At 69.2% G+C, this 23,906-nt stretch carries 20 protein-coding genes and 5 pseudogenes; 10 read left to right on the forward strand and 15 right to left on the reverse strand.

What is annotated here, in order from left to right:
* Nucleotides 1-94: 94 nt before the first annotated feature.
* The 3 genes and pseudogenes from F3T56_RS28935 to F3T56_RS28955 form a co-directional block, all read right to left on the reverse strand.
* Nucleotides 95-514, reverse strand: a pseudogene (locus F3T56_RS28935) (redoxin domain-containing protein); the annotation flags it as partial.
* Between the two features lie 501 nt (nucleotides 515-1,015).
* Nucleotides 1,016-1,435 carry a DoxX family membrane protein gene (locus F3T56_RS28945; protein ID WP_149828317.1) on the reverse strand — a complete coding sequence of 140 codons (420 nt, stop codon included), beginning with the start codon at nucleotides 1,433-1,435 and terminating at the stop codon, nucleotides 1,016-1,018.
* A 647-nt stretch (nucleotides 1,436-2,082) separates the two neighbouring features.
* Nucleotides 2,083-2,478, reverse strand: a complete 396-nt coding sequence (locus F3T56_RS28955; RefSeq protein ID WP_149828318.1) for a pyrophosphohydrolase domain-containing protein — start codon at nucleotides 2,476-2,478, stop codon at nucleotides 2,083-2,085.
* A gap of 221 nt (nucleotides 2,479-2,699) precedes the next feature.
* Between F3T56_RS28955 and F3T56_RS28960 the strand changes: the two genes are divergently transcribed.
* Complete coding sequence (locus F3T56_RS28960; protein WP_149828319.1) at nucleotides 2,700-3,839, forward strand: peptidoglycan recognition protein family protein; 1,140 nt, start codon at nucleotides 2,700-2,702, stop codon at nucleotides 3,837-3,839.
* Between the two features lie 150 nt (nucleotides 3,840-3,989).
* Nucleotides 3,990-4,988, forward strand: coding sequence for a TAXI family TRAP transporter solute-binding subunit (locus F3T56_RS28965; RefSeq protein WP_149828354.1), 999 nt, complete (start codon nucleotides 3,990-3,992; stop codon nucleotides 4,986-4,988).
* Between the two features lie 106 nt (nucleotides 4,989-5,094).
* On the opposite strand, the gene F3T56_RS28970 is transcribed toward F3T56_RS28965, so the two are convergent.
* Nucleotides 5,095-6,510: a HAMP domain-containing sensor histidine kinase gene (locus F3T56_RS28970; protein ID WP_149828320.1), complete on the reverse strand. Its 1,416-nt coding sequence runs from the start codon at nucleotides 6,508-6,510 to the stop codon at nucleotides 5,095-5,097.
* A gap of 10 nt (nucleotides 6,511-6,520) precedes the next feature.
* Nucleotides 6,521-7,207 (reverse strand): response regulator transcription factor, encoded by a 687-nt coding sequence (locus tag F3T56_RS28975; protein ID WP_149828321.1) that lies wholly within the window; start codon nucleotides 7,205-7,207, stop codon nucleotides 6,521-6,523.
* Nucleotides 7,208-7,527: 320 nt separating this feature from the next.
* On the opposite strand from F3T56_RS28975, the gene F3T56_RS28980 reads away from it, so the two are divergent.
* The 5 genes from F3T56_RS28980 (at nucleotide 7,528) to F3T56_RS29000 (ending at nucleotide 12,873) form a co-directional block, all read left to right on the forward strand.
* Nucleotides 7,528-8,304: an amino acid ABC transporter ATP-binding protein gene (locus F3T56_RS28980; protein WP_149828322.1), complete on the forward strand. Its 777-nt coding sequence runs from the start codon at nucleotides 7,528-7,530 to the stop codon at nucleotides 8,302-8,304.
* Between the two features lie 106 nt (nucleotides 8,305-8,410).
* Nucleotides 8,411-9,265 (forward strand): glutamate ABC transporter substrate-binding protein, encoded by an 855-nt coding sequence (locus F3T56_RS28985; protein WP_172639189.1) that lies wholly within the window; start codon nucleotides 8,411-8,413, stop codon nucleotides 9,263-9,265.
* Between the two features lie 122 nt (nucleotides 9,266-9,387).
* Nucleotides 9,388-10,062 (forward strand): amino acid ABC transporter permease, encoded by a 675-nt coding sequence (locus tag F3T56_RS28990; RefSeq protein ID WP_149828355.1) that lies wholly within the window; start codon nucleotides 9,388-9,390, stop codon nucleotides 10,060-10,062.
* Nucleotides 10,059-10,982 carry an amino acid ABC transporter permease gene (locus F3T56_RS28995; RefSeq protein ID WP_149828324.1) on the forward strand — a complete coding sequence of 308 codons (924 nt, stop codon included), beginning with the start codon at nucleotides 10,059-10,061 and terminating at the stop codon, nucleotides 10,980-10,982. Before F3T56_RS28990 ends, F3T56_RS28995 begins: the two co-directional genes overlap by 4 nt.
* 199 nt (nucleotides 10,983-11,181) lie before the next feature.
* Nucleotides 11,182-12,873 carry an FAD-dependent monooxygenase gene (locus F3T56_RS29000; RefSeq protein ID WP_149828325.1) on the forward strand — a complete coding sequence of 564 codons (1,692 nt, stop codon included), beginning with the start codon at nucleotides 11,182-11,184 and terminating at the stop codon, nucleotides 12,871-12,873.
* A gap of 172 nt (nucleotides 12,874-13,045) precedes the next feature.
* On the opposite strand, the pseudogene F3T56_RS29010 reads toward F3T56_RS29000, so the two are convergent.
* Nucleotides 13,046-14,259 (reverse strand): annotated as a pseudogene (locus F3T56_RS29010) (RNA-guided endonuclease InsQ/TnpB family protein).
* 51 nt (nucleotides 14,260-14,310) lie between these two features.
* Between F3T56_RS29010 and tnpA the strand changes: the two are divergent.
* Together tnpA and F3T56_RS29020 are read left to right on the forward strand one after the other, a co-directional pair.
* The gene (gene tnpA / locus F3T56_RS29015) at nucleotides 14,311-14,739 is read left to right on the forward strand and encodes an IS200/IS605 family transposase (protein ID WP_149828327.1); all 429 of its coding nucleotides are present in this window, start codon (nucleotides 14,311-14,313) and stop codon (nucleotides 14,737-14,739) included.
* A gap of 226 nt (nucleotides 14,740-14,965) precedes the next feature.
* Nucleotides 14,966-15,505 (forward strand): cupin domain-containing protein, encoded by a 540-nt coding sequence (locus F3T56_RS29020; protein ID WP_149828328.1) that lies wholly within the window; start codon nucleotides 14,966-14,968, stop codon nucleotides 15,503-15,505.
* A gap of 37 nt (nucleotides 15,506-15,542) precedes the next feature.
* Here F3T56_RS29020 and recX read toward each other — a convergent pair whose 3' ends face one another.
* The 6 genes and pseudogenes from recX to F3T56_RS29040 form a co-directional block, all read right to left on the reverse strand.
* Nucleotides 15,543-16,454: a recombination regulator RecX gene (gene recX, locus F3T56_RS29025; protein WP_149828329.1), complete on the reverse strand. Its 912-nt coding sequence runs from the start codon at nucleotides 16,452-16,454 to the stop codon at nucleotides 15,543-15,545.
* Between the two features lie 3 nt (nucleotides 16,455-16,457).
* Nucleotides 16,458-17,090 (reverse strand): annotated as a pseudogene (locus F3T56_RS49435) (intein-containing recombinase RecA); the annotation flags it as partial.
* 123 nt (nucleotides 17,091-17,213) lie between these two features.
* Nucleotides 17,214-17,771 (reverse strand): annotated as a pseudogene (locus F3T56_RS50170) (LAGLIDADG endonuclease); the annotation flags it as partial.
* 57 nt (nucleotides 17,772-17,828) lie between these two features.
* Nucleotides 17,829-18,677: pseudogene (gene recA, locus F3T56_RS49445) on the reverse strand (recombinase RecA); the annotation flags it as partial.
* A 365-nt stretch (nucleotides 18,678-19,042) separates the two neighbouring features.
* A complete protein-coding gene (locus F3T56_RS29035) occupies nucleotides 19,043-20,341 on the reverse strand; it encodes an AI-2E family transporter (protein WP_149828356.1) in 1,299 nt (432 codons plus the stop codon).
* Nucleotides 20,342-20,542: 201 nt separating this feature from the next.
* Entirely contained in the window at nucleotides 20,543-20,737 is a 195-nt protein-coding gene (locus tag F3T56_RS29040; protein WP_149828331.1) for a DUF3046 domain-containing protein, read from the reverse strand.
* A gap of 79 nt (nucleotides 20,738-20,816) precedes the next feature.
* Here F3T56_RS29040 and F3T56_RS29045 point away from each other — a divergent pair, with 79 nt between their 5' ends.
* Nucleotides 20,817-21,779: a hypothetical protein gene (locus F3T56_RS29045; RefSeq protein ID WP_149828332.1), complete on the forward strand. Its 963-nt coding sequence runs from the start codon at nucleotides 20,817-20,819 to the stop codon at nucleotides 21,777-21,779.
* A gap of 95 nt (nucleotides 21,780-21,874) precedes the next feature.
* Here the strand turns inward: F3T56_RS29045 and F3T56_RS29050 are convergent, their stop codons facing one another.
* From F3T56_RS29050 to F3T56_RS29060, 3 genes are read right to left on the reverse strand one after another with little or no spacing between them, the layout of a single operon-like run.
* Entirely contained in the window at nucleotides 21,875-22,183 is a 309-nt protein-coding gene (locus tag F3T56_RS29050) for an AzlD domain-containing protein (RefSeq protein ID WP_149828333.1), read from the reverse strand.
* Entirely contained in the window at nucleotides 22,180-22,887 is a 708-nt protein-coding gene (locus tag F3T56_RS29055) for an AzlC family ABC transporter permease (RefSeq protein ID WP_246203981.1), read from the reverse strand. The genes F3T56_RS29050 and F3T56_RS29055 overlap by 4 nt, the downstream gene beginning before the upstream one ends.
* Complete coding sequence (locus tag F3T56_RS29060) at nucleotides 22,839-23,879, reverse strand: AraC family transcriptional regulator (RefSeq protein ID WP_246203978.1); 1,041 nt, start codon at nucleotides 23,877-23,879, stop codon at nucleotides 22,839-22,841. The genes F3T56_RS29055 and F3T56_RS29060 overlap by 49 nt, the downstream gene beginning before the upstream one ends.
* Nucleotides 23,880-23,906 lie beyond the last annotated feature (27 nt).

Here is a 23,906-nt window from a genome sequence, read left to right on the forward strand (position 1 = left end):
CCGAGCAGGAATCGTTTCGCTGCACTGAACCCCTCGTGTTGACGACCTGCTCAGCGAGTTTCGCGCGGCCGCGAGGCGGCCGAACTCTGTCCGCTCATGCTCGTGCTGATGACCGCCGCCGTGGTAGGTCAGCCCCCAGGGAGTCGAGCGCGGCGAGGATGTCAGCCGATTCGGCGCGGGTGGTGTAGTCGGCGTTGACGAAGGCCCAGCGGATCGCGCCGTCGCGGTCGATGACATACGTGGCGGGCAGCGGCAGGGTGCGCGGGTGGCCGGCGTTGACGCGCTGAAGGTCGAAGCCGAGCTTGCCGTAGACGGCGGCCAGGTCGTCGGGGAGGTCGAAGGCGAGGCCGTACTGCTGGGCGATGTCAGAGCCGAGGTCGCTGAGCACGTCGAAGGAGAGGGCGTGCTTCTCGGTCAAGGTGAGGGACTCGTCGGGGATCTGGGGCGAGACGGCCACCAGGCGGGCGCCGCATGCGGTGATGGCGTCGTGGTGCTGCTGGAGGACGCGCAGGGCCTACGGCGTCAACCTGCGCTCCCGCGCCGGAGTCGACGGGAGTGAACTCGGCAGGACGGTGAGCGCGGCACTTGCCTCGCTCCGCGGCCGCGCGGCGTCCTGACGTCGCACACCGGTCCGCCCCAGCCCTGCGCTCCGCCTCCTCCTTGACCGGGCAGGCGATCCGACGACGGCCGCCTCCCATCACACAGCCACTTCTCACCCCACCTCGGTCGTCAGCGACAAGGCCGGAGCGGTCACGCCTTCGTGCGGGCACCGCCCTCGGCAGCGTGCCCGCCACGCTCGCCCACGCGTGGCTCGGGGGCTGCGCGAACCCGGATCCGCCCTGTTGCGGCTCGCACCGGCCGCCGCCGGGCTTGGCTGCTCCTGCTGACCGCTGCGGCCGGTGAGCGGCACGACGGCTCCGTCCCCCGGGGAATCCGGGCGGCGCGGCGGGCCATCGACCACTGACGGGCCCGGAACGATCCCGTTACGGATCAGCGTCTGCTCCGCTGAAGTCGGTCAGCCGATGTCGAAGAGCGGCCCGGTGATTGTCAGTCTCAGGTCGGAACCGGCGTGGGCAATGAGCGCGACCATCATCAGCGCGGCACCGGCCAGCGCCATGTCCTTCTGGAACTGGATCATTTCCATCTGGCGCGCCTGCGCGTCGCTCTCCTTCCAGAAGGCGTGCATCAGCAGCGCGGTCGGGACCAGGAAAACGACGAGCAGCAGGGCTCCCAGGTCAGCCCACGCACCGAGCAGGACGCTCAGTCCGCCGACGAGGAGCAGGACACCCCCGCCAGCGGTCGCCGGTACGGCGGCGGGTACGCCTCGGGACGCGGCGTACCCGGCCATCACCTTTGTTTTCGTGAGGTGACCGAGGGCTGAGCCGAGGAAGAGCACCGCGAAGAGGATGCGGCCGATGAGCACCAGGACATCCATGGTGGCCTCCGGGCGCGGAATGGTGTTGAAGCCGGAACCACTTGGGTCCAAAGTACCCTCAACCAGTAGAACGCACCCTTGGCGATGATCGTCGGTGTCCCCCTCCCGCTCCTCCCGAGCACAGCCCTGGGACGCCACCCCCAGCGGCCGGCTGGACGCGAGAACAGTTCACCGAGGCGTTCGCGCGCGTCGCCGTGAACCTCCGCACCGACTACTTCAACCACTTCGCACGCACCGGCCCGGACCTGCCCGCAACGCACCCACTCGCGGGATGACGTAGCAGCCTGACTGTTGATGTGGGGCGCCGACCGCACGAGGCGGCCGGCCCGCGGATGACGGGAGGAAGACATGCCCGACAACAGCTTCCGGGATCAGCGGACCCTGGTCTTCGAGGTGAACGAGACGCTCAGTGACCTCACCCCGCTGCGGACCCGCTTCGAGGACGTCAGCCCCAGGGGATCTCATGCCCAGGTGGTTCGCCGGGGTGCCGCGGGACGGGTTCAGAGCGTTTGTGGAAGTCAGCACCCGTAGGTGCGCACTTCGTATGTCTTGACGTCCGCTGCCTGGCTCCGGTCGCTGCTGGCCATGCAACCAGGGTAGGCGGTCCCCGGAGTACGTCCCGCCCCTTTACCCCGTCCACGCCCGCCTCAGCCGGTCCACCCCTGCTCGCGCAGCACCCCGGAGACGTCGGGCGCCCGGTAGTGGTCCCCCTTGAGCACCTTGCCGTCGGCCCGGCGGGCGACGCGGCCGTCGGGGCCCAGCTTGGTCATGTTGGAGCGGTGGATCTCGGCGATCACCTCGTCGAGGTCGATGCCGTGAACGAGGGCGGTGCCGTACGCCACGTACACGACGTCGGCCAGCTCGTGCGCCAGCCGGTCCAGCGGGCCCTCGACGGCGACCTCGGCGACTTCCGCTGCCTCCTCTGCCAGCAACTCGCCGCGGTGGGCGGCCAGTTCGGGCGAGACCTCGGTCGGCGCGGTGCGGGCGTCGAGCCCGAAGGCCAGGTGGAACTCACGGACGAGGTGGGCGGGGGAGGGACGCATACGGCGACCCTATCGAGGCCCAATGCGGCTGCCGTATCGAGAGCCCGGCGGCGCCCCGACAGCCCTGTCGTCCTCGTACGGTCCTGTCACTCCCAACCCCTTTTGTCCCGTGCGGCTCTGATGCCTCGTCAGTAGCAGGGGGCCGCCATCAGCGGCGGTGACCGGGGTCCGTAATCTCCATTGAGTCTTCAAGTACGACCCCGAACGATTGAGGACCCACCGTGACAGTTCCCCCCACTTCCCCCACGCACCGGGCCAAGTCCCGCGTGACCCGCCGCACCGTGATCGGCGCCGCCGGCGCGGTCGCCGCCGGTGCCGTGATCACGCCGACCGTGATGGCCACGACGAACGACTCCGAGCCCGCAGCGGCCGGGACGGACGACACCAAGGCCGGTACGACGACCGAGACCTTCCCGAAGACCCGCGCCGAGACCGCGACCGGCCAGGCGCCCGTAGAGACCGCCTTCCCCATCGGCTACGTGGGCGTCCGCTGGGGCGGCACCGAGGAGACCACCGGCGGCGGCATCCGGCTGCGGGACGCCGACGGCGGCCAGAGCGCCTGGAAGTCGCTCGGCGACGGCGGCTGCTCGGTGGCCAACGGCGGCGGCCTGCTGATCGCGGCCGACCATGCCTCGGGCTACGAGCTGAAGGCGCCCGACGGGGCCACCGGGCTGCGTTCGGTGGCGCTCGACTGCACGCACGGGCCGGACCGGAAGGTCAAGGTCCCGAGCGACCCCACCCGCGTCCGAGGTGTCCAGTACCTCTCCCGGGCGGCCTGGGGCGCCGACGAGTCGCTGCGGTTCAAGCCGGACGGGTCGGAGAACTCGCCGACCGCGTTCTACCCGTTCCAGACCATCACCGTGCACCACACGGCCATGACCAACGACGACCCCGACCCGGCCGCGACGGTCCGCGCCATCTACCAGCTGCACGCCGTCACCAACGACTGGGGCGACATCGGCTACCACTTCCTCATCGACGAGGCGGGCCGCATCTACGAGGGCCGCTACTCCGGTGACGACGGGATGCCCGCGCACGACGCCGACGGCAAGGTCGTCACCGCCTTCCACGTGGGCGGCTTCAACTCCGGGAACCTCGGTATCGCCCTGCTCGGCACCTTCACCGAGCAGGGCCCGAAGGAGGCGGCCCGCCAGGCGCTCACCCGGCTGGTCCGCGTCCTGGTCCGGCTGCACGGCGTCGACCCGCAGGCCCGCGTGACGTACACGAACCCCGTCAACGGCACGCAGAAGGAGGTCTCGGAGATCAGCGGTCACCGGGACTGGATGTCGACGGAGTGCCCGGGCGAGGTCATGTACCAGGAGCTGGACCGGCTTCGCACGGCCGTGGCGGGCGGCCGCTGACCTTTCTCCACCGCCGTACGCGCGCGTGCGCCGGAGACCACGCAGTGCACGCGCGCGTGCGGCCCGTCCGACATCACCCCCGTGTCACGAGCTCGCACCGGATGGGACCGGTCCTGGCCGCCCCTCAACATGACCTGGCAGGATCTCGGCATGGTCCAGGTACTCCCCCGCATCGGCGGGCGTCGCGCGCTACTGGGCTCGGCGGCCTTGCTGGTGGTCCTCGGGCTGCTGGCGTGGTGGCTCTGGCCGCATGAGGAGCCCCCGGGCGGGACGGTCACGCTCAGCACGGGAGCCGAGCGCGGCGTTTACCAGGAGTACGGCACGCGACTGCGGACGGCGATCGCCGACGACATGCCGCGCCTGAAGATCGACCTGGAGCCCAGCAACGGCTCCCAGGAGAACGTCCGCCTGGTGGCCACAGGACAGGCCGACTTCGCCATCACCGCGGCCGACGCCGTACAGGCGTACCTGGACGACGGCAAGCCCGGCGCCAGCAGACTGCGCGGCCTGGCACGGCTGTACGACGACTACGTGCAGGTCGTCGTCCCCGCCACCTCGCCCATCCAGAGCATCGCGGACCTCAAGGACAAGCGGGTGGCCGTGGGGCCCGAGGGCTCCGGAGTGCGGCTGATATCCGAACGTCTGCTGGCGGCGGCCGGCCTGGACATCGACAAGGACATCGACCCGCAGGACGACACCATCGGCACGAGCCCCGGCGCACTCCGCGACGGCAGGATCGATGCCTTCATCTGGTCGGGCGGCCTGCCCACGAGGGGCCTCACCGACCTCGCGGATGACGGCTACGAATTCCGGTTCCTCCCTATCAGCGACAGCCTCGTGGCGAAGCTGCACGACCAGGGCGGGGTCTTCACCCACTACCGGGCGTCCGTGATGCCCGCCGACGCCTACCCAGACATCCTCGACGGCTCCACCGTGCCCACCCTCACCGTGGCGAACCTGCTCATCACGCGCGACGACATGGACCCCCGGCTGACGGAGTGGCTGACCCGCATGGTCATCAAGAGCCGGGACACGATCGGCCAGGAGGTCCACGCGGCCCAGGTGGTGGACCTGCGCACCGCGATCTACACGGACCCGCTGCGGCTGCACGAGGGCGCGCGGCGGTACTACACGTCGGTCAAGCCATGACCAACGGCCGGTCATGCCGGAGCCGGGAACAACTGAAAGCAGCCGGAAGAAGCTCGACGTAGCCAGAATGCCTCTCAGGCCGCAGAAGGCCTCTGCAGAAGGCCTCTCAGGCCGCCGGACGCGACCTGGGCACCGTCACGGTCACCTTCAGCCCGTGCGGCTCGTGGTGGGCGTACGAGACGGAGCCGCCGCCCGCCGCTATCAGGGCCCGCGAGATGGAGAGCCCGAGGCCCGAGCCCTTGATGTTCTGGTGGGCGGTGCTGCGCCAGAAGCGGTCGCCGACGCGTTCCAGTTCCTCGTCGCTGAGACCGGGGCCGCCGTCGGTGACGACGACCGTGCAGACGTCGCCGTTCGGGGCGACCTCGACCTCGACGGTCTCGCCGGGGGGCGTGAACTTCAGCGCGTTGTCGATCACCGCGTCCAGGGCGCTGGACAGGGCGACCGGGTCGGCCCAGGCCGTGGTGGCCGGGCAGGTGCCGACCAGCGTCACGCCCTTGGCGTCGGCGACCGGCGACCAGGAGGCGACGCGCTCGGCGGCCAACTCGCCCACATCGGTGAGGCGCAGGTCGGACTCGGCGTGCTCGGCGAGCGCCAGGTCGAGCAGATCGTCGAGGACCTGGCCGAGGCGCTTGCCCTCGGTGCGTACGGAGGCGATCTCCGCGTTGCCCTCGGGCAGTTCGAGGGCGAGGAGGTCGATGCGCAGCAGCAGGGCGGCGAGGGGGTTGCGCAACTGATGCGAGGCGTCCGCGACGAAGGCGCGCTGCTGCTCCAGTACGTCCTCGACGTTGTCGGCCATCTCGTTGAACGACCGGGCAAGGCGCCGGAGTTCCGGCGGACCACTGGCCACCGCGACCCGGGACTTCAGCCGGCCGGAGGCGATTGCGTGGGTGGTGGTGTCGAGCACGCGGACCGGCTTGAGGACCCAGCCCGTCAGCCGCAGCGCGGCACCGACGGCGAGCAGCATCGCGGCGATCTCGCCCGCGCCGATGACCAGCCAGCCGCGCAGGATCTTCGAGCGCATCTGGTCGGTGGGCGAGTCGGTGACGACGACCGCGACGACGTCACCGTCATGGATGACCGGGGACGCCACGACGAGACGGCCGTCCTGCCAGGGCCACACCTGTTCCGGGTCGTGCGGCCGGCGCCCCAGCAGCGCCTCCACGAACGCGTCCTTGCCCTCGCCCTCCGTGGGCACCCCCCAGTCGTAGGGCGCGTTGGCCATGGGCGGCCGGTCCTCGGCGCGGTAGAAGACGCCGGCCTTGATGCCGTACACACGGAAGTACTGATCGAGTTCCCGTTGCAGGGTCGCCTGGCGGCCGTCGGTCGTGTCGTCCGTCCGCGAGCCACTGGGTGAGTCGGTGACGAACTGCGCGAGGGCCGCGAAGCGCGCCGTGTCGTCGATACGGTCGACGACCACCTCCTGCTGCCGCGCCGCCGCCAGACTCACCGCCAGTGGCATGCCGAGTGCCAGCAGCACGGCGGCCATCAGGACGATGAGCAGCGGAAGAAGACGAGTGCGCACGCGCCGAACGCTACGGCGTCGGGGCCACCAGCCGGTAGCCGACCCCGCGCACCGTCTCGATCAGGGCGGGCATACGCAGCTTGGACCGCAACGAGGCGACATGCACTTCGAGGGTGCGCCCGGTCCCCTCCCAGCTGGTGCGCCACACCTCGCTGATGATCTGTTCCCGGCGGAACACCACCCCGGGCCGCTGGGCCAGCAGCGCCAGCAGATCGAACTCCTTGCGGGTCAGCTGGACGACCGAACCGTCCACACTGACCTGGCGCGTGGGCAGCTCGATGAGCACGGGCCCGAGGCGCAGCCCCGTCTCGCCGGGAACCACGGCCTCGTCGGGGGCCCTGCGCCGGGCTACGGCGTGGATACGGGCGAGCAGCTCGCCGGTGTCGTACGGCTTGACCACGTAGTCGTCGGCCCCGAGGTTGAGGCCGTGGATCCGGGAGCGTACGTCGGAGCGGGCCGTCACCATGATCACCGGGGTGCTGGTGCGCTTGCGGATCTTGCCGCAGACCTCGTAGCCGTCCTGGTCGGGCAGGCCGAGGTCGAGCAGGACGACGCCGAAGCCGTTCCCCTCCGGGACGAGCGCCTGGAGGGCCTCCTCGCCGCTACGGGCATGCGTGACGTCGAAGCCGTGCCTGGCCAGTACCGCGGACAGGGCGGCGGCGACGTGGTTGTCGTCCTCGACGAGGAGCAGCCTCATTCCGGCCCCCTCCGGTTCGGTCGGTCGTAAACGTTCGGTCATACGTACGGTCTCGACTGGCACACAGTACGCGCACGCGAACGGTGGGCACGCGCGCCGGGCCCTTCGCAGTCAGACTGATGAGTGAGGACGCCGTCAAGGCCGTACCGGGTTCCCCGGGGGTTCCGTTACCCAGCCGAAACGCCTCGCGCGGGCCTGCTACGGGCAGTGGCCGTCTGGCTACCAGATCGTTATGCTCAATTTCCCCTCAGATGTAATGACGCTGGTCGTCACGGGTCACTACTGTCCTCCGAAACCGAGGAGGACGGAGCCATAAAGCGATGACCGAAGTTTCGGTGGCCAAGGACGCTGTGGCCGCGACCGATGATCTGGTCGTCCTGAAGAGCGTCAACAAGCACTTCGGCGCGTTGCACGTGCTCCAGGACATCGATCTGACCATCGCCAGGGGCGAGGTCGTCGTGGTGATCGGGCCCTCCGGGTCCGGTAAGTCCACCCTGTGCCGCACCATCAACCGCCTGGAGTCGATCGACTCCGGCGACATCCTGATCGACGGCAAGCCGCTGCCCGCGGAGGGCAAGGCGCTCGCGCGACTGCGGGCCGATGTCGGCATGGTGTTCCAGTCGTTCAATCTCTTCGCGCACAAGACCGTGCTCGAGAACGTGATGCTCGGACAGATCAAGGTCCGCAAGTCCGACAAGAAGAAGGCCGAGGAGAAGGCCCGGAATCTGCTGGACCGGGTCGGCGTGGGCAGCCAGGCGGACAAGTACCCCGCTCAGCTCTCGGGCGGCCAGCAGCAGCGTGTCGCGATCGCGCGGGCACTGGCGATGGACCCGAAGGTCATGCTCTTCGACGAGCCGACCTCCGCGCTCGACCCCGAGATGATCAACGAGGTCCTGGAGGTCATGCAGCAACTCGCCCGCGACGGCATGACCATGGTCGTGGTCACCCACGAGATGGGCTTCGCCCGTTCGGCTGCCAACCGGGTTGTATTCATGGCTGACGGCCGCATCGTCGAAGAGGCCGTGCCGGACCAGTTCTTCAGCAACCCCCGCAGCGACCGGGCCAAGGACTTCCTGTCGAAGATCCTTCACCACTGACGGCGCCTGTGCCGTATACCGCCGACTCACCGCACAGGGCCGCCAACGGCCCACGCCACCCGCATCCGAACGGCCCGCATCTCTTCACCAGCAAAGGATGTTCACCATGAAGCTTCGCAAGGTCTCCGCCGCGGCGGCCACCGCCCTCGTCCTCGCTCTTACGGCCACCGCGTGTGGTGGCGACAACGGCGACGGCGACTCCGGTTCCGACGGCGGCTCCACCTCCGGCGGCGACAAGATCAAGGTCGGCATCAAGTACGACCAGCCCGGTCTCGGTCTGAAGGAGCCCGACGGCACCTTCTCCGGCTTCGACGTGGACGTGGCGACGTACGTGGCCAAGGAGCTCGGCTACGAGGCCGACCAGATCGAGTTCGTCGAGACGAAGAGCGCCGACCGCGAGAACGCGCTGGAACGCGAAGACGTCAAGTTCATCGCAGCCACCTACTCGATCAACGACGAGCGCGCCAAGCTGGTCGACTTCGCCGGCCCTTACCTGCTGGCCCACCAGGACCTGCTGGTCAAGGCGGACTCGGACATCACCAAGGGCACGGACCTCAACGGCAAGACGCTCTGCTCGGTGACCGGGTCTACCTCGGCGGAGAACGTCAAGAAGGAGATCGCCCCGGATGCCCAGCTGAAGGAGTACGGCGGCTACTCGGAGTGCATCGCCGGCCTGCAGAGCGGCGCCGTGGACGCCGTGACCACCGACGATTCCATCCTGGCCGGCTTCGCCTCCCAGGAGAACTACAAGGGCCAGTTCAAGCTCGCGGGCCTGAAGCTCAGCAACGAGAACTACGGCATCGGTGTCAAGAAGGGCGACACCGCGACCTTGGACAAGATCAACGCCGCGCTGGAGAAGATGGTCAGCGAAAAGGCCTGGGAGACCGCGGTCAAGGACAACTTCGGCCCGGCCAACTACAAGAACGAGCCCGCCCCGAAGATCGGCGACATCGTCAAGTAAGACGGGTATCCGCGACCCGCGCGGGAATTCGCAGGCACGCCGCCGCCCGCCGCAAGGCTCGGTGAGGGCGGCGGCGTGCCGCGCCTGCCACGTACGCCACACACCCGGAAGTGCGGGAGACAGTGTTCGACTTTCTTTCAGAATATGACGACCCAACTCTGTTGGGCGCCTTCTGGGTGACGATCCAGCTCACCCTGTTCTCAGCCCTCGGTTCCCTGGTCTTGGGAACCCTGCTGGCCGCCATGCGCGTCAGCCCTGTACCTCTGATGCGCGGCTTCGGCACCGTCTACGTGAACGTCGTACGGAACATCCCGCTGACCGTCATCATCGTCTTCACCTCGCTCGGCCTCGCCGACATCTTCCTTTGGACCATGGGCGCCGACGACGTCAAGCTCCAGGCCTTCCGCCTGTCCATCCTGGGTTTCGTCGCCTATACCGCGGCCTTCGTCTGCGAGGCGCTTCGCTCCGGCATCAACACCGTGCCCGTCGGCCAGGCCGAGGCAGCACGCGCCATCGGTCTGAGCTTCAGCCAGGTCCTCAGGCTCATCGTGCTGCCGCAAGCGTTCCGTTCGGTCATCGGCCCGCTGGCCAACGTGCTGATCGCGCTGACCAAGAACACGACCGTGGCAGCCGCGATCGGTGTGACAGAGGCCGCCTACCTCATGAAGGGCATGATCGAGAAGGAGGCACAGACGCTGCTCATCGGCGCGATCTTCGCCTTCGGGTTCGTGGTACTGACCCTGCCCACCGGCCTGTTCCTCGGCTGGCTGAGCAAGCGACTGGCGGTGAAGCGATGAGTTCCGTTCTCTACGACGCCCCCGGCCCCCGGGCCAAACGGCGCAATGTGATCCTCACTGTGGTCTTCGTCGTCCTGCTTTCCCTGCTCCTGTGGTGGGTGTGGAAGCTGATGGATGACAAGAACCAGTGGGAGTGGAAGCTCTGGGAGCCGTTCACCACCTCCCAGGCCTGGACCACCTATCTGTTGCCCGGCCTCGCCAATACGCTGAAGGCCGCAGGGCTCGCCATGGTGATCGCCCTTCCGCTGGGCGCGCTGTTCGGCATCTCACGTCTGTCCGACCACCTGTGGGTCCGGATTCCGGCCGGTGCGGTGGTCGAGTTCTTCCGCGCCATCCCCGTACTGCTGTTGATGCTGTTCGCCAACGAGTTCTACGACCGCTACACGGCGGTCAGCAGCGAGGACCGACCGCTCTATGCGGTGGTCACCGGCCTCGTGCTCTACAACGCATCGGTCCTCGCCGAGGTCGTACGCGCCGGCATCCTGGCCCTCCCCAAGGGACAGACAGAGGCCGCCAAGGCGATCGGTCTGCGCAAGGGCCAGACGATGGGCACCATCCTGCTGCCGCAGGCCGTCACTGTGATGCTGCCGGCCATCGTCAGCCAGCTCGTGGTCATCGTGAAGGACACCGCGCTCGGCGGCGTGATGATCGGGTTCACGGAACTGCTCAACGGACGCGCAACGCTCGCGGCGTTCTACGCCAACGTCATCCCGAGCTTCATCGTGGTGGCCATCATCTACATCATCGTGAACTTCATCATCACGAGCTTCGCGAGCTGGCTGGAGCAGCGGCTGAGGCGCCGCAAGAAGTCGACCGGCGCAGTGATTCCGGCGGCGGCGATCGGAGGCTCGACGGCCACCGGCGGGGAAGGCGGCGGTCTGCCCGGCCTCCAGACCTACGTCCAAAAGAGTGACACCTGACGAATGATCAGGTGACATCCGCCCTGGGTGTCCCCCAAATCAGTTCCCTGGAGGGCAGTGGCATGATCGCCACTGCCCTCCGTCACTTGACGCAAACCCCGGCAATGGGTTGCATACGTTCTGTGATCGTGCACCCTGCTCCAACTTCCTGTTCACATACGTCCGCCAGGACGCCGCTGCGGGCAGGGGGCGCCGCGTCGTGGACCCGGTGATCATCGTCGGAGCGGGGCCCGTGGGGCTCACGCTCGCCCTGGCGTTGGCGCGTCAGGAGGTGCCCTCCGTGGTTCTGGACGAGGGGCCGGGGAAGGACGAACAGCGGCTCGCTCGGACGGTCGTGCTGCACGAGGACACGGCGGCTCTGCTGGAACGGTTGTCCGGCGTCCCGCTCGCCGAGGCCGGGTTCCGCTGGGCCGGATGGCGGTCTCTGCGGCGCAAGCAGGTGATGCGTCAGGTCCGGTTCGGGGAGGCCGACTTCGACGAGACGGACGTCCCGCCCCGGGAGGGTTCGAAGGGCGCCCGCGGCGGCCCGGATGATGTCGTCGAGGGCTCCGCCGACCTCCCCCCGCTCCACATCGCCCAGCACGTCCTCACCGCCGCCCTGCGCGACGCGATCGCCGGCGAGCGGCTCGTCAAGGTCGCCGTGGAGAGCCGGGTGGACGCCATCGAGCAGGAGGCGTCCGGCGTCACGGCGCACACACGCGGGCCCAAGAGCACATGGTGGCGGGGCAGTTACCTCGTGGGGTGCGACGGGCCGCGCTCGACGGTGCGCAAGTTGCAGGACATCCGCTTTCCGGGGCGTACGGCAGTGGAGCGGCACGCTGTCGCGGCGCTGCGCGCGGAACTCCCGTGGCCAGGAGAAGCGTTGCTGCACCGGATGCCGCCGTGGCGGACGTCGGGTCCTTCCGGCGGTGAGGTGACCGCGCGTCCGCTCGACGAGGGGCTCTGGCGCCTGGACTGGCTGCTGCCGCCGGGCAAGGACCTGGTCACGCCCGAACTCCTCGTGGCCCGCGTCCGGGAGACGCTCGCGGGCTGGACGGGCGGTTCCACACCTCCGTACGACCTGCTGGACACCGGTGTACACACCGTGCACCACCGGCTGGCGAGGCGGTGGCGGGTCGGGCGGGTCTTCCTCGCCGGGGACGCCGCCCATCTGCTCGGGGCGCTCGGCACCCAGGGCCTGGACGAGGGGCTGCGGGACGCCGACAACCTCGCCTGGAAGCTGGCGCTGGCCTGGCACCACGGCCCGCACGAGGCGCTGCTCAACAGCTATCAGGCGGAACGGCGCGCGGTCGTCGCAGCCCGGCTGCGCGCCGCCGACCAGGTGCTGCCGCTGCTGCGCGGCGGCAAGGGGCTGCGGTCGTACGTCCCCGGCTCGTCCCGCGGCCACGACGCGCTGCTCGCGGACGGCCACTTGGGGCGCGGACCGCTGGGTGCGCCGGGGGCGTACACCAACTCGCCGCTCATGCCTCCACGCGCCGCCTCCGAGACACCGGTCGACACCCTGCCGGGCGCCCAGGTCGTCGACGTAGAAGTGACCGCAGAGGACGGCTCGTTCGTACGGCTGCGGGATCGGCTCGGGCGCGGGGCGCTGTTGGTGGTGCTGGTCGCGCCGGGTACGGGGGTGTGGGAGCGCAAGCACTGGGTAAGTGCCGGGATCATGCCCCGGCTCGCGGCCGCCGTGACCGCCCTGCCGCGCCCCGCCGAGCTGCTGGTCGCCGAGAGCTACCCGGGCGCGGCCGCCCACACCGTGCTCCTCCTCCGCCCCGACGGACACCTCGTCACCGCGCTGAGCGGGGTACGCCCGGCCGACCTGTACGCGGCGGCGGAGGCGACGCTGGGCGGGGCGGAGCAGCAGGCCGAGACCACCAGGGCGGGTGCGCGTTCGCGCTGATGTCCCCTGGCTCTCCGGGCCGAGCGTCACTGTGTGTCCACATAGTGACGTTCGGTTGACCGGTCCGCGCCCTCATGGTGTACTCCGGTCCGTGACCGACACCTGCGTGCACCTGCACCTGTGGCGGAGGGTCCATGTGACTCCTCCCCGGCGTGAACGCCGGGGCTTCTCGCTATGCCGGTTGGGCATCGCGACGGGCCAGCCCGGCCCGTAGAACGTTCAGGGCGCCCACCGTGTCCGCGTGCGCCCTGTGGCCGCACGAGACGCAGTGGAACTTTTCCTGGGTGGGCCGGTTCTCCGCTGAGACGTGCCCGCAGGTGGGGCAGGTCTTGGAGGTGTTGCGGGGGTCCACGGCGATCACTTCTCGTCCGGCGCTTTCAGCCTTGGCGTGCAGGATCGTCAGGAACACCCCCCATCCGGCATCCGAGATCGAGTGGTTCAGCCCTGCCTTCGCGGCGGCGCCGTTGGGCAGGAAGCCGCCGGGCCGGTCGGGGTCCGGCTTCGGCGCGGGGGCCTTGACCATGTTGCGGATCTTGAGGTCTTCGTGCGCGATGACGTCGTGCTTGCGGACCAGATCGAGGGCTGTCTTGTGTGCGTGGTCGAGCCGCTTCAGACGTACCTTGCGGTGGAGTCCGGCGACCTTGTCCACGGCACGCTGGTGGTTGGCGGTGCGCTCGTCCCGGCGGACCCGGGGGAAGCGGGACAGTGCCTGCTGTGCGGCTTCGAGCTTCGCGGCGGCGCGCCGTCCGTGCCGGGGACTGGGCACGAACTCGCCGCGCGAGTCGGCAAGGAAGTTGGCTACGCCCATGTCGATGCCGACCACGCTGCCAGTCGGCGGCAGCGGCTGCGGCTGTGCCTGTTCTGCGGTCAGCACGACGTACCAGCGCCTGCCCTCACGCTTGACGCTCACGGTCTTGACCGTGCCGGCCACCGGACGATGCTGGTTGACCTTGATGTGCCCGACACCCTGGAAACGGACGCGGGTCACGGGGTCGTGCGGGGTGGAGTTCCAGCGACAGCCGTCGCCGTCCTTGGGGAAGTCCACCGTGTCGAACCAGTTCACCCCGCGAAAGCGCGGGTAGCCGGGGCTCTCACCGGACCTGAGCCGGCGGAAGAACGCGGCGAACGCCTTCTCCAGACGGCGAAGTGTGGCTGCTGCGAGCTGAACGACCAGCGGCCCTGCCGCTCCGGGTCGAATGCCCGGATCTCCTTGAGCTGCGCGGACTGCTGCCCGTACGTGATGCTCGTCTTCGAGGCATGCCGGTAGGCGTCGCGGCGTTCCTGCAAGGCTCCGTTGTAGAGGGAGCAGTGATCGCGCAGCATCTCGCCGAGCGCGGCCTGCTGGCCCACGGTGGGCCGCATGAGGAACTTGTACGCACGGATCATCCGGCCCACCCCCCTTCGGTTGAGTTCGCCTGCCCACAATAAACTTGGCGGATGTCGCCACGCTGGGAACCAGACCCCTATATCCGCCGGGGAAATCACGTCGTCCACAACCTGCATGCTCACTTGGTATTCGTCACCAAGTACCGGCGTGAGGTCTTCAACGACGAGATGCTGACGCGCTGTGAGGCGATCATGCGGGACGTGTGCGAGAGCTTCGGCGCGGAGCTGGTCGAGTTCAACGGCGAAGGCGATCACACCCACCTCCTGGTGCACTACCCACCGAAGATCGCCCTGTCCAAGCTGGTCAACAGCCTCAAAGGTGTCAGCTCCCGCTACCTGCGCGCCGAGTACACCGGGCGGATCAACAGCATCGGCATGAGGTCGGTGTTCTGGGCACCCTCGTACTTCGTGGGGTCGTGTGGCGGCGCACCGCTGAGCATCGTCAAGGACTACATCGAGAACCAGAAGCGGCCTACCTGACTGCCGCCCCGAGACGCAGGGAACTCCGGCGCTGCGCGCTCCGGGCCGAGAATCGCGTTCCCGCCCGGCCTGAAGGCCGGGATTCCCTGCGAAGATCAAGGGATGGACCTCGCCCGCTATGCGGGGTGCGTGTGTCGTCCGTCCTGCTGAATTCGCCTTCTTCTCTTCCTCCGCGCGTGTGCTGCCGCGCGCTTCCATGCGAACGCACTTCTTCAGGACGGTACGCATGTCTGTCTTCCCCACTGCTTCTGGCGCCTCCGCGCCGGCGGTCTCCACCCCCACGCAGGCCGAACTGCTCGACTTCGCGCGCCGGACCGCCGCCGACGCCGAGTTGATCGCCTTGTTGCCGCTCGACCCCGAGGGCCGCACCTGGGTGCGGCTCGACGGCCCCGGCGGCAGCGAGGCATGGCTCATCGGCTGGCCGCCCGGCACCGGGACCGGCTGGCACGACCACGCCGACTCGGTCGGCGCCTTCGTGACCGCCGCGGGCCGACTCAAGGAGAACTCCCTCGCCGCCCGGCTGCCAACCGACGGCTGGAAAACCCTCGAACTCACCGAAGACGTCGACCGCGAGCGGCAGTTGCCCGCCGGCGAGGGCCGTTCCTTCGGGCGCCACCATGTACACGAGGTCCTCAACGAGTCCACCGCGGCACACGCCGTCTCCGTCCACGCCTACTACCCGCCGCTGCCCCGCATCCGCCGCTACAGCCGTACGGGACAGGTGCTGCGCCTGGAGCAGGTCGAGCGGCCGGAGGACTGGCAGTGAGCGCGAGGCCCTGACGGCCGGTGGGCGTCATCCTCGCTCAGTACCCCTCGTCCTCCAACCCCTCCGTGTCCTCCCCCTCCTCCTCCAGCGCCTGTCGGACCACGCGAAGGGCCATGCCCTCGGGATAGCCCTTGCGGGCGAGCATGCCCGCGAGGCGGCGGAGGCGTTTGTCGCGGTCGAGGCCTCGGGTGGAGCGCAGCTTGCGGGCGACGAGTTCGCGCGCGGTGGCCTCCTCCTGCTCGGAGTCGAGTTGGGCGACGGCCTCGTCGATCAGCGCCGAGTCGACGCCCTTGGTGCGCAATTCCCGGGCGAGGGCTCGTCGGGCGAGTCCCCTGCCGTGGTGGCGGGACTCCACCCAGGCGTCCGCGAACGCGCTGTCGTTGATGAGGCCGACCTCCTCGAACCGCGACAGCACCTCGTCCGCCACGTCGTCGGGGATCTCTCTTTTGTGCAGGGCGTCGGCGAGTTGCTTCCGTGTGCGCGGGGTCCCGGTGAGCAGGTGCAGGCAGATCGCGCGCGCCCGCTCAGCCGGGTCCCCTGAGGACTCCGCTCTCTCGGCCCTCGACGAGAGAGACGAGCCCTCGTTCTGAGTTCCCCCGTCCTCCGGGCCGTCGGCCGGCTCCCCGAAGCCACGCCGACGACCACCACGGCCGCGCCTGCCACGCTCGTCGCCGCCCGCACCTCGCCCGGCAACGCCACCGCGCCGACGGGCACCGCCGGGCGCGCCGCCGCCGGCGCGCGCACCGTCGTACGGTAGGCCGACATCACCGCCGTCGCCGTACGGTTCGGCGTCATGCGGCTCGCCGTCGTAGGGGCCGGGCATGCCGTACGACGCCCCGTCGTCGTACGGTCCGAACCCCTCTGCGGCGGATCCCCCGGTACCCCCGCGCCCCCGGCTCTCAGGGGCACTGGGGTATGCGTACTCGCCCCAGTCCGTTCTGCGTGTCACGGACTAGCTTTTCGCCGTCGCGGCCTTGGTCTTGGCGGCCTTGGCAGCGGGGGCTGGCACCGCCTTCGCAGTGTCGTCCGTGGGTGTGGCCGAGGCTGCCGCGTCTACGCCGGGCTCGGCGGCGGGCTCCTCCGGCCGCACTCCGACGCCCAGCTTCTCCTTGATCTTCTTCTCGATCTCGTTGGCCAGGTCGGGGTTGTCCTTGAGGAAGTTGCGGGCGTTCTCCTTGCCCTGGCCGAGCTGGTCGCCCTCGTACGTGTACCAGGCGCCGGCCTTGCGGACGAAGCCGTGCTCCACGCCCATGTCGATCAGGCCGCCCTCGCGGCTGATGCCCTGGCCGTACAGGATGTCGAACTCGGCCTGCTTGAAGGGCGGCGCGACCTTGTTCTTGACGACCTTGCAGCGGGTGCGGTTGCCGACCGCCTCCGTGCCGTCCTTCAGTGTCTCGATGCGGCGGATGTCGATACGCACCGAGGCGTAGAACTTCAGCGCGCGGCCACCGGTCGTGGTCTCCGGGCTGTTGTGGACCATGACTCCGTCCACGAAGTAGTTGTGCGTGCCCTCGACCTCGATGTCGAACTTCTTCATGGAACGCGTCGGCGGCTTGACGTGGACGTCGAGGATCTCCGAGGCCACCAGGCGCTGTGTCTCCTCGATGAACTCCGGCTCGACACCGAATCGACCGCGGAAACGCGGAAGGAGCTTGTACCCCATGGAGGGGTGCACGAAGGGAGCCACCATCTCCTGGAAACGCGCTGACGAGTCCGTGCTGAACTGCAGCACGGCCATCTGCCGCTCACCCGCGAGCCGCAGCCTCACGTCCAAGCCGTGTGTGTCTCGCAGGTAGTCGACAATGCGCTCCCTTGAGCCTTCACTCATGGCCTCGACACAGATCTCGATCCGGCCCGAGCCGCCTTCCGTACGTTCCTGAAGTCCCTGAGAACGCACCGTGAAGCAGCCGTCGTCCATGTACCAGACGGCCAAGGCCAGCGGAGTCATCGCCTTGAGGTGCTCCCAAGTGATGTGCTTCTTGTCTCCGCCGAAGTAGACGACTTCCCTCAGCTCGTCCAGCTCTGGCAGCGGAGAGAAGTCCGCGAAGACCGCTCCCTTCTCGTTCTGCGTCCTAGAGCATCCGATGTTTCCGAGCAGCGAGACCTTCCAGTCCAGGTACTCGGCCTGTTTGGCACCGTGTCCCATACGGAAGCGGACGCCGGTGCGGCCCTTCCGGTTCGGGGAAAGGCTGCCGTCACCCATTAGTGCCCCGAGGACGACCTGCTCCTGCTGTGCGCTCAGTGCCTTCTTCTCGCTGATGAGCACACGATCCCCGGCGATCAGCTCACCCGCCTCGCGCCAGCCGCCGGGAGTTCGGATCAAGTGGTTCTCCGTCGCGGCGAACTGCGCCTTGCCGTTCTTCCCGGACTTGGCCACGGTGAATTGGAGGAACCGCTCAGCGTTGCCGTTGTCGAACCAGTTGGTGATGCGCCGAGGGACGATCTCGTCGGTCTCGGGGTCGTAGGAGAGGACCTCCACATCCATCCGCTGGTTGACGATCTTGCCGATCTTCTCCTGCGTGCCGTCGGCGAGCGTGACCCGAGTCGAGTAGTTGAAGCACCCGAACATCACGCCGATCTTCTCGCGGAGCTGGTTGATGAAGATCGCGGTGGTCTTGGACTGGTTGAGCGCGCTGGTGATCTTCCGCAGGGCCTGGCTCATCAGTCGGGCCTGCAGACCCACGTGGCTGTCGCCCATCTCGCCCTCGATCTCCGCGCGCGGGACGAGCGCGGCGACGGAGTCGATGACGATGAGGTCGAGGGCGCCGGAGCGGACCAGCATGTCCACGATCTCCAGGGCCTGCTCGCCGTTGTCCGGCTGGGAGAGGATCAGGTTGTCGATGTCGACGCCGAGCTTCTTGGCGTACTCAGGGTCGAGGGCGTGCTCCGCGTCCACGAAGGCCACCTGGCCGCCGGCCTTCTGCGCGTTGGCCACCGCGTGCAGGGTCAGGGTCGTCTTGCCGGAGGACTCCGGGCCGTATACCTCCACCACTCGGCCGCGCGGCAGGCCGCCGACACCGAGGGCGACGTCGAGTGCGGTCGACCCGGTGGGGATGACCTCGATGGGCTCGTTCGGCCGCTCGCCCAGGCGCATCACCGCGCCCTTGCCGAACTGCCGTTCAATTTGTGCGAGCGCGGCGTCGAGCGCCTTCTCGCGGTCGGTTCCTGCCATGGGTTCCACCCGATTTGCTTGAGTCGATCGCTTCACGTGAAAGACGCTAACGCCTGCCACTGACAATGGGCCCCGACGCCCGCCCCGCCTGTGGATAACTCGGGCACTTCTCCACGAAAACCCTCTCGAAACGCCCACCTCAGGCCTCGCCGGAGCCTCCATAAGAATGGATGTTCGATTTTTGTGTCAAGCGCACCACGTGACCGCCGGGAAGTTCCGGGAGCGCTGTCTACGCGTGCCGGACGACGTCGTAGATCGTCTGGGAGGTGGGCGCCGGGTCACTGTCTCCTTTGTCCGGTTGCCGTGCTTCCATGATGAAGCGACCTCCGGTGACAGTGCTCTGCCAGGCTATGGCGACAGCCGTCTTACGAGGCGCCGCCCTGAGGTTCGGCACTGTCGTCGATCCCTGCGCCGTCCTCGGACCCCGTGTCCCGTCGCCCGGTGTCGTCGTCCCGCTGCGCGGCGGTGGAGTCGTCCGCCGACCGCTTCGGGCCCCACTTGTCCTCCAGCCGCTTGCGCACGCGCGTGAGGACGTCTCCGTCGGCCCGGCCTTCCTCACGCGGCCGGTGTGACCGGCTCAGGCGCGCGAGGATGTTGACCGAGCCACGCCTGCGGTGCCCGTGCACGCGGGGGTCGTCCGTGACGTCGTACCGCTTCACGTAGGCCCCGAGGAACGCCTGCAGGGTGGCGATGGCGGGGATGGCTATGAGCGCGCCGACGGCACCGAGGAGCGCGGTGCCCGCGACGACCGATCCGAAGGCGACCGCCGGGTGGATGTCCACGGTCTTCGCGGTCAGCTTGGGCTGCAGCACATAGTTCTCGAACTGCTGATAGATGACGACGAAGACGAGCACCCACAGCGCGTACCACGGGTCGACCGTGAAGGCGATCAGCATCGGCAGGGCACCCGCCAGGTAGGTGCCGATGGTGGGGATGAACTGCGATACCAGACCGACCCAGACGGCGAGCGCGGGCGCATAGGGCACGTCGAGATACTCCAGCAGGATGTAGTGCGCTATGCCGGATATCAGCGCCATCAGACCGCGCGAGTACAAATAGCCACCGGTCTTGTCGACGGCGATCTCCCACGCGCGCAGCACCTCCGCCTGTCTGGCGGGCGGCAGCACGGAGCACAGCGCGCGTCTCAGTCGCGGGCCGTCGGCGGCGAAGTAGAACGAGAACAGCGCGATCGTCAGCAGTCGAAAGAGACCACCCAGGACCTGCGTGGAGATGTCCAGCACCCCGGTTGCGCTGTTCTGCACGTATCTCTGCAGCCAGTCGGAGCGGAGCAGCCCCTCCTGGATGTCGACGCGCCTCAGCTCGGTGTGGAAGGTGGTGTTGATCCAGCTGATGACGGAGTCGAGGTACGCCGGGAAGTCTTCGACCATCTTGATGATCTGTCCGGCGAGCATCGAGCCGAGCAGCGTGACGAAGCCGGCGGCCGTGACCAGGGTGATCAGGAAGACGAGGAAGGTGGCGAAGCCCCTGCGCAGGCCCTTGGAAGCCATCCAGCTCACCGCGGGCTCGATCGCGAGCGCCAGGAAGAACGCGATGAGGATGTTGATCAGCAGCCCGATGAGCTGGTGGAACGCCCAACTGCCCAACTGGAAGACGGCGACGAGCGCGAGCGCCAGCACCATGGCGCGCGGCAGCCAGCGCGGCATGCGCGCGCTCGGCGCGGCGCCGGGACCAGCCTGGGGCCGGATGGGCGGCGTCGTACCGAGCGGGGATGCCTCGTTCTGGACCTGCGCGGTCTCGTCTGTGGGGGCCACGGAGCAAGTCTGGCCCACTCCACCGACAATCAGACCCCGCCCCCGGATCTTCCCGCCCGGTGACCGACGGCCGCCTTCGAAGTCCGTGACGTTTCAGCGGTTTTCAGCCGGAACGCCCATGGTCGTGCACACCACGCGCCACACGTCCTTGGCCTCCCAGCCGACGTCCAGGGCCTCGTTCACCGTGCGCCCGCCGAGTTCGGACATCACATGATCGCGCGCAAAGGTTTCGGCGTATCCCTCACCGAAGTGATCCGCCATCCGCTGCCAGAAGACCGTCAACCGCATGACTCCAGTATCCCGCCCCAGGGGGTGGGCCTGGCCGGGAGGGCTTGCCGAGACCGCTTTCCGTCCTACGGTCTGACCCATGGCCGAAACTGGAGCATCCCCACTCCCCCCGACACCCCCGGCGCACACCCCACTGGGCCGCGCCGAGCAGTTCATCTGGCTGACCGCGCGTGTACTGGAGCAGCGCCGCTTCGCGTACCACTTCCTCGGCGGGACCGATGGGACCGATGAGAGCGCCGACGCGGTGGAGACCGCGCTGGCCGCCTACCGCAACGCCGACGAGGGGTACGGCCACGCGCTCGAGCCCGATCTGCGCGGGCCCGTGAGCCAGCCGCTGCACACCGGGCACGCGCTGCGGGTCCTGGACTCGATCGGGCGTTGCGGCGGGCAGCGGGTGGAGCGTGTGTGCCGCTATCTGACCGCGGTGTCGACTCCGGACGGCGCCCTTCCCGCGGTGCATCCCAGTCAGCGGGGTTATCCGGCGGCCCCTTTCGTGCCGATCGTCGACGACCCGCCCAGTGATCTGCTGGCCACCGGGCCCGTGGTGGGTCTGCTGCACCGCAACCAGGTGTGGCACGCGTGGCTGTTCCGGGCCACCGACTTCTGCTGGCAGACGATCGAGTCCATGGAGAAGTCGCACCCCTACGAGGTGCAGGCCGCCGTGACGTTCCTGGACTCCGTGCCCGACCGCCCGCGCGCGCAGGCCGCCGCCGACCGGCTGGGCCGCCTGGTGCGTGAACACCGGCTCGCCGTGCTGGACCCGGAGCGACTGGAGGAGTACCCGGTCCCGGCCGGTTACGCCCCGGGCGAGCACCACTTCCCGCACGACTTCGCGCGTACTCCGGAGTCGCTCTCGCGCGCGTGGTTCACCGACGAGGAGATGGCCCGCTCACTCGATTCCCTGGCGAGCGAGCAGCAGGAGGACGGCGGCTGGCCAATCCGCTGGCGGCGGTGGGCGCCGGGAACCGCCCTGGAGAGCCGTCCGATCGTGACGATCGAGGCGCTGCGTACGTTGCGGGCGTACGGTCGGTCGATCGGCTGAGGAGCCGGGGCGAGGGCCGGCGGGGGGTTGCGCGGAGCGGGCACGCGTGCGTGCGATGCGAACGCGGGTACACGCGCGCGTGCCGTGCGGCGGCGTCAACCCGTCATCGCCCGCACCCCCGCCGTGACGATCACCGCCACGGCCACGACGAGCAGGAAGGGGGCGCGCAGGAGGAGGGCTACGGCGGCTGCGGCGAGCCCTGCGGCCCTCGCGTCCAGTATGAGGAGGCGTCCGTCGGCGAAGGTCTGCTGGGCCGTGAGGGCGGCAAGGAGGGCCACGGGGAGCAGGGCGGCGAGGCGCTGCACGAGGGGCCGTTCCAGTACGCCCTCGGGGACCAGCAGGCCGATGAGCTTGACGGCGTAGCAGCCGATGGCGGTCACGGTGATCGCGATCCAGACGTTCATCGGGCCGCCTCCTGTTCGCCGTCCTGTCGGTCGTTCTGCCGGTCGTTCCTCCGGCCGTCCCGTCGCTCGTCGGTCTTCCGGCGGCCTTCCGCCCAGAGGACGACCGGGGCGGCCGCCGCGGCCACCAGGACCGGAACCCCGGCGGGCAGCACGGGCAGCAGAGCAAGCCCGAGGATGATGGCGATGCCCGCCACGGCCCGCTCCCTGGTCGTCTTCAGCATCGGCGCAAGGAGTGCCAGGAAGACGGCGGGCCCGGCCGCGTCGAGCCCCCAGGCGTCGGTGTCACCGATGGCCTCGGCGCCGAGCGCACCGAGGAGCGTGGTGAGATTCCACAGCACGTAGAGGGGGAGCCCGGTGACGGTGAAACCGATCCGGGCGGCACGGCGGGTGGGCTGGGCGAGGGCGACGACCGTGGTCTCGTCGATGACCCACTGCGCGGCGAAGGGCCGTACCGCGCGCGGGAGGGCCAGCAACTGCGACAGACGCAGCCCGTAGAACGCGTTGCGCACGCCGAGGAAGAAGGCCCCGGCGGCCGCCGTGAACGGGTTGCCGCCGGCCGCGAGCGCGCCCACCAGGGCGAACTGGGAAGCTCCGGTGAACACCAGGAGGCTCAGCACGCAGGTCTGGGCGAGGCTGAGCCCGCTGCCGGCCGAGGTCACCCCGAAGGCGAACCCGGACAGTCCGACGGCGACCCCGACTCCCAGGGCGTCCCGGACGACGGCTCGGTCCGGCTTGGCTTCGTCCGCGTCGTGTGTGTCTGCGAGAGCTGTCTGTTCTGCCACGCCTCGGACGGTAGGAGCAGCCGCCCTTGTGGGTCTTGTACGTTCTTGCGCTCGTGTACGTCGTCCTGGGGCTCGCTCACGCCGTTCTGGCCGCCCCTGCGTTCCCGCTGGTACGCGCCCGGGGGCACGCCCACGATCCGGCTGAAGTGGCGGTTGAGGTGGGGCTGGTCCGTGAAGCCGACGGCGACGGCGGCCTCCGCGGGAGCCGTGCCCGCGTCGAGCAGGCTCCGGGCCCGGCGGACGCGGGCGTCCGTCAGCCAGGTGTGCGGTGGCATGCCGTAGGCGGTGCGGAAGGCCCGCAGCAGGGCGAAGGGGCTGGTCCCGAGGTCGGCGGCGAGCCGTTCCAGAGTCGGCGGGTCGGCCATCCGGTCCTCCAGCACGGCACGCGCGCGTGCCGCGACGAGGGTGCCGGCCGTGCGAACGGCGCGCTGGGGAAGCGGCCCGCCGTTGAGGCGCAGCAGCCGGGTCACCGCGACCCGTAGCAGGGTGTCGGCGGCGAGCGCGTTGCCCTCGTCCGCGGCCCGCAGCACCTGGTGGACGAGGCCGACGGCGTACGGATCGTCGAGTACGGGGCTGGTGAAGCCGGGGGTGCCGCGGATCGTGGTGGTCTCGGCGGCGATCTCGGCCACCACATCCGGCGACGGGTAGACCGCGCCGTACCGCCAGCCTTCCGGCACGCCCGCCCGGCCCGTGTGCGGGGTGTCGGGGTTGACCAGGGCCAGGGTGCCGGGACCCGCGTACTGGTCGGCTCCGCCATGGTGGAAGACCTCGACGCCGTCGGCTATGGCGGCGATCACGAAGTTCTCGTGGGTGTGCCGTACGAACTTCTTCTCGACGTAGCGGGCCCGCAACAGGTCGACACCGGGGAGTTCCGCATACCGCCAGTGCCGCGCCCGCTCCGCCGAACCTGCCATACCCCTCATTCTGCGTCGTGAGCCGTG

This window comes from Streptomyces tailanensis (genome assembly GCF_008386495.1).
Classification (GTDB): domain Bacteria; phylum Actinomycetota; class Actinomycetes; order Streptomycetales; family Streptomycetaceae; genus Streptomyces; species Streptomyces tailanensis.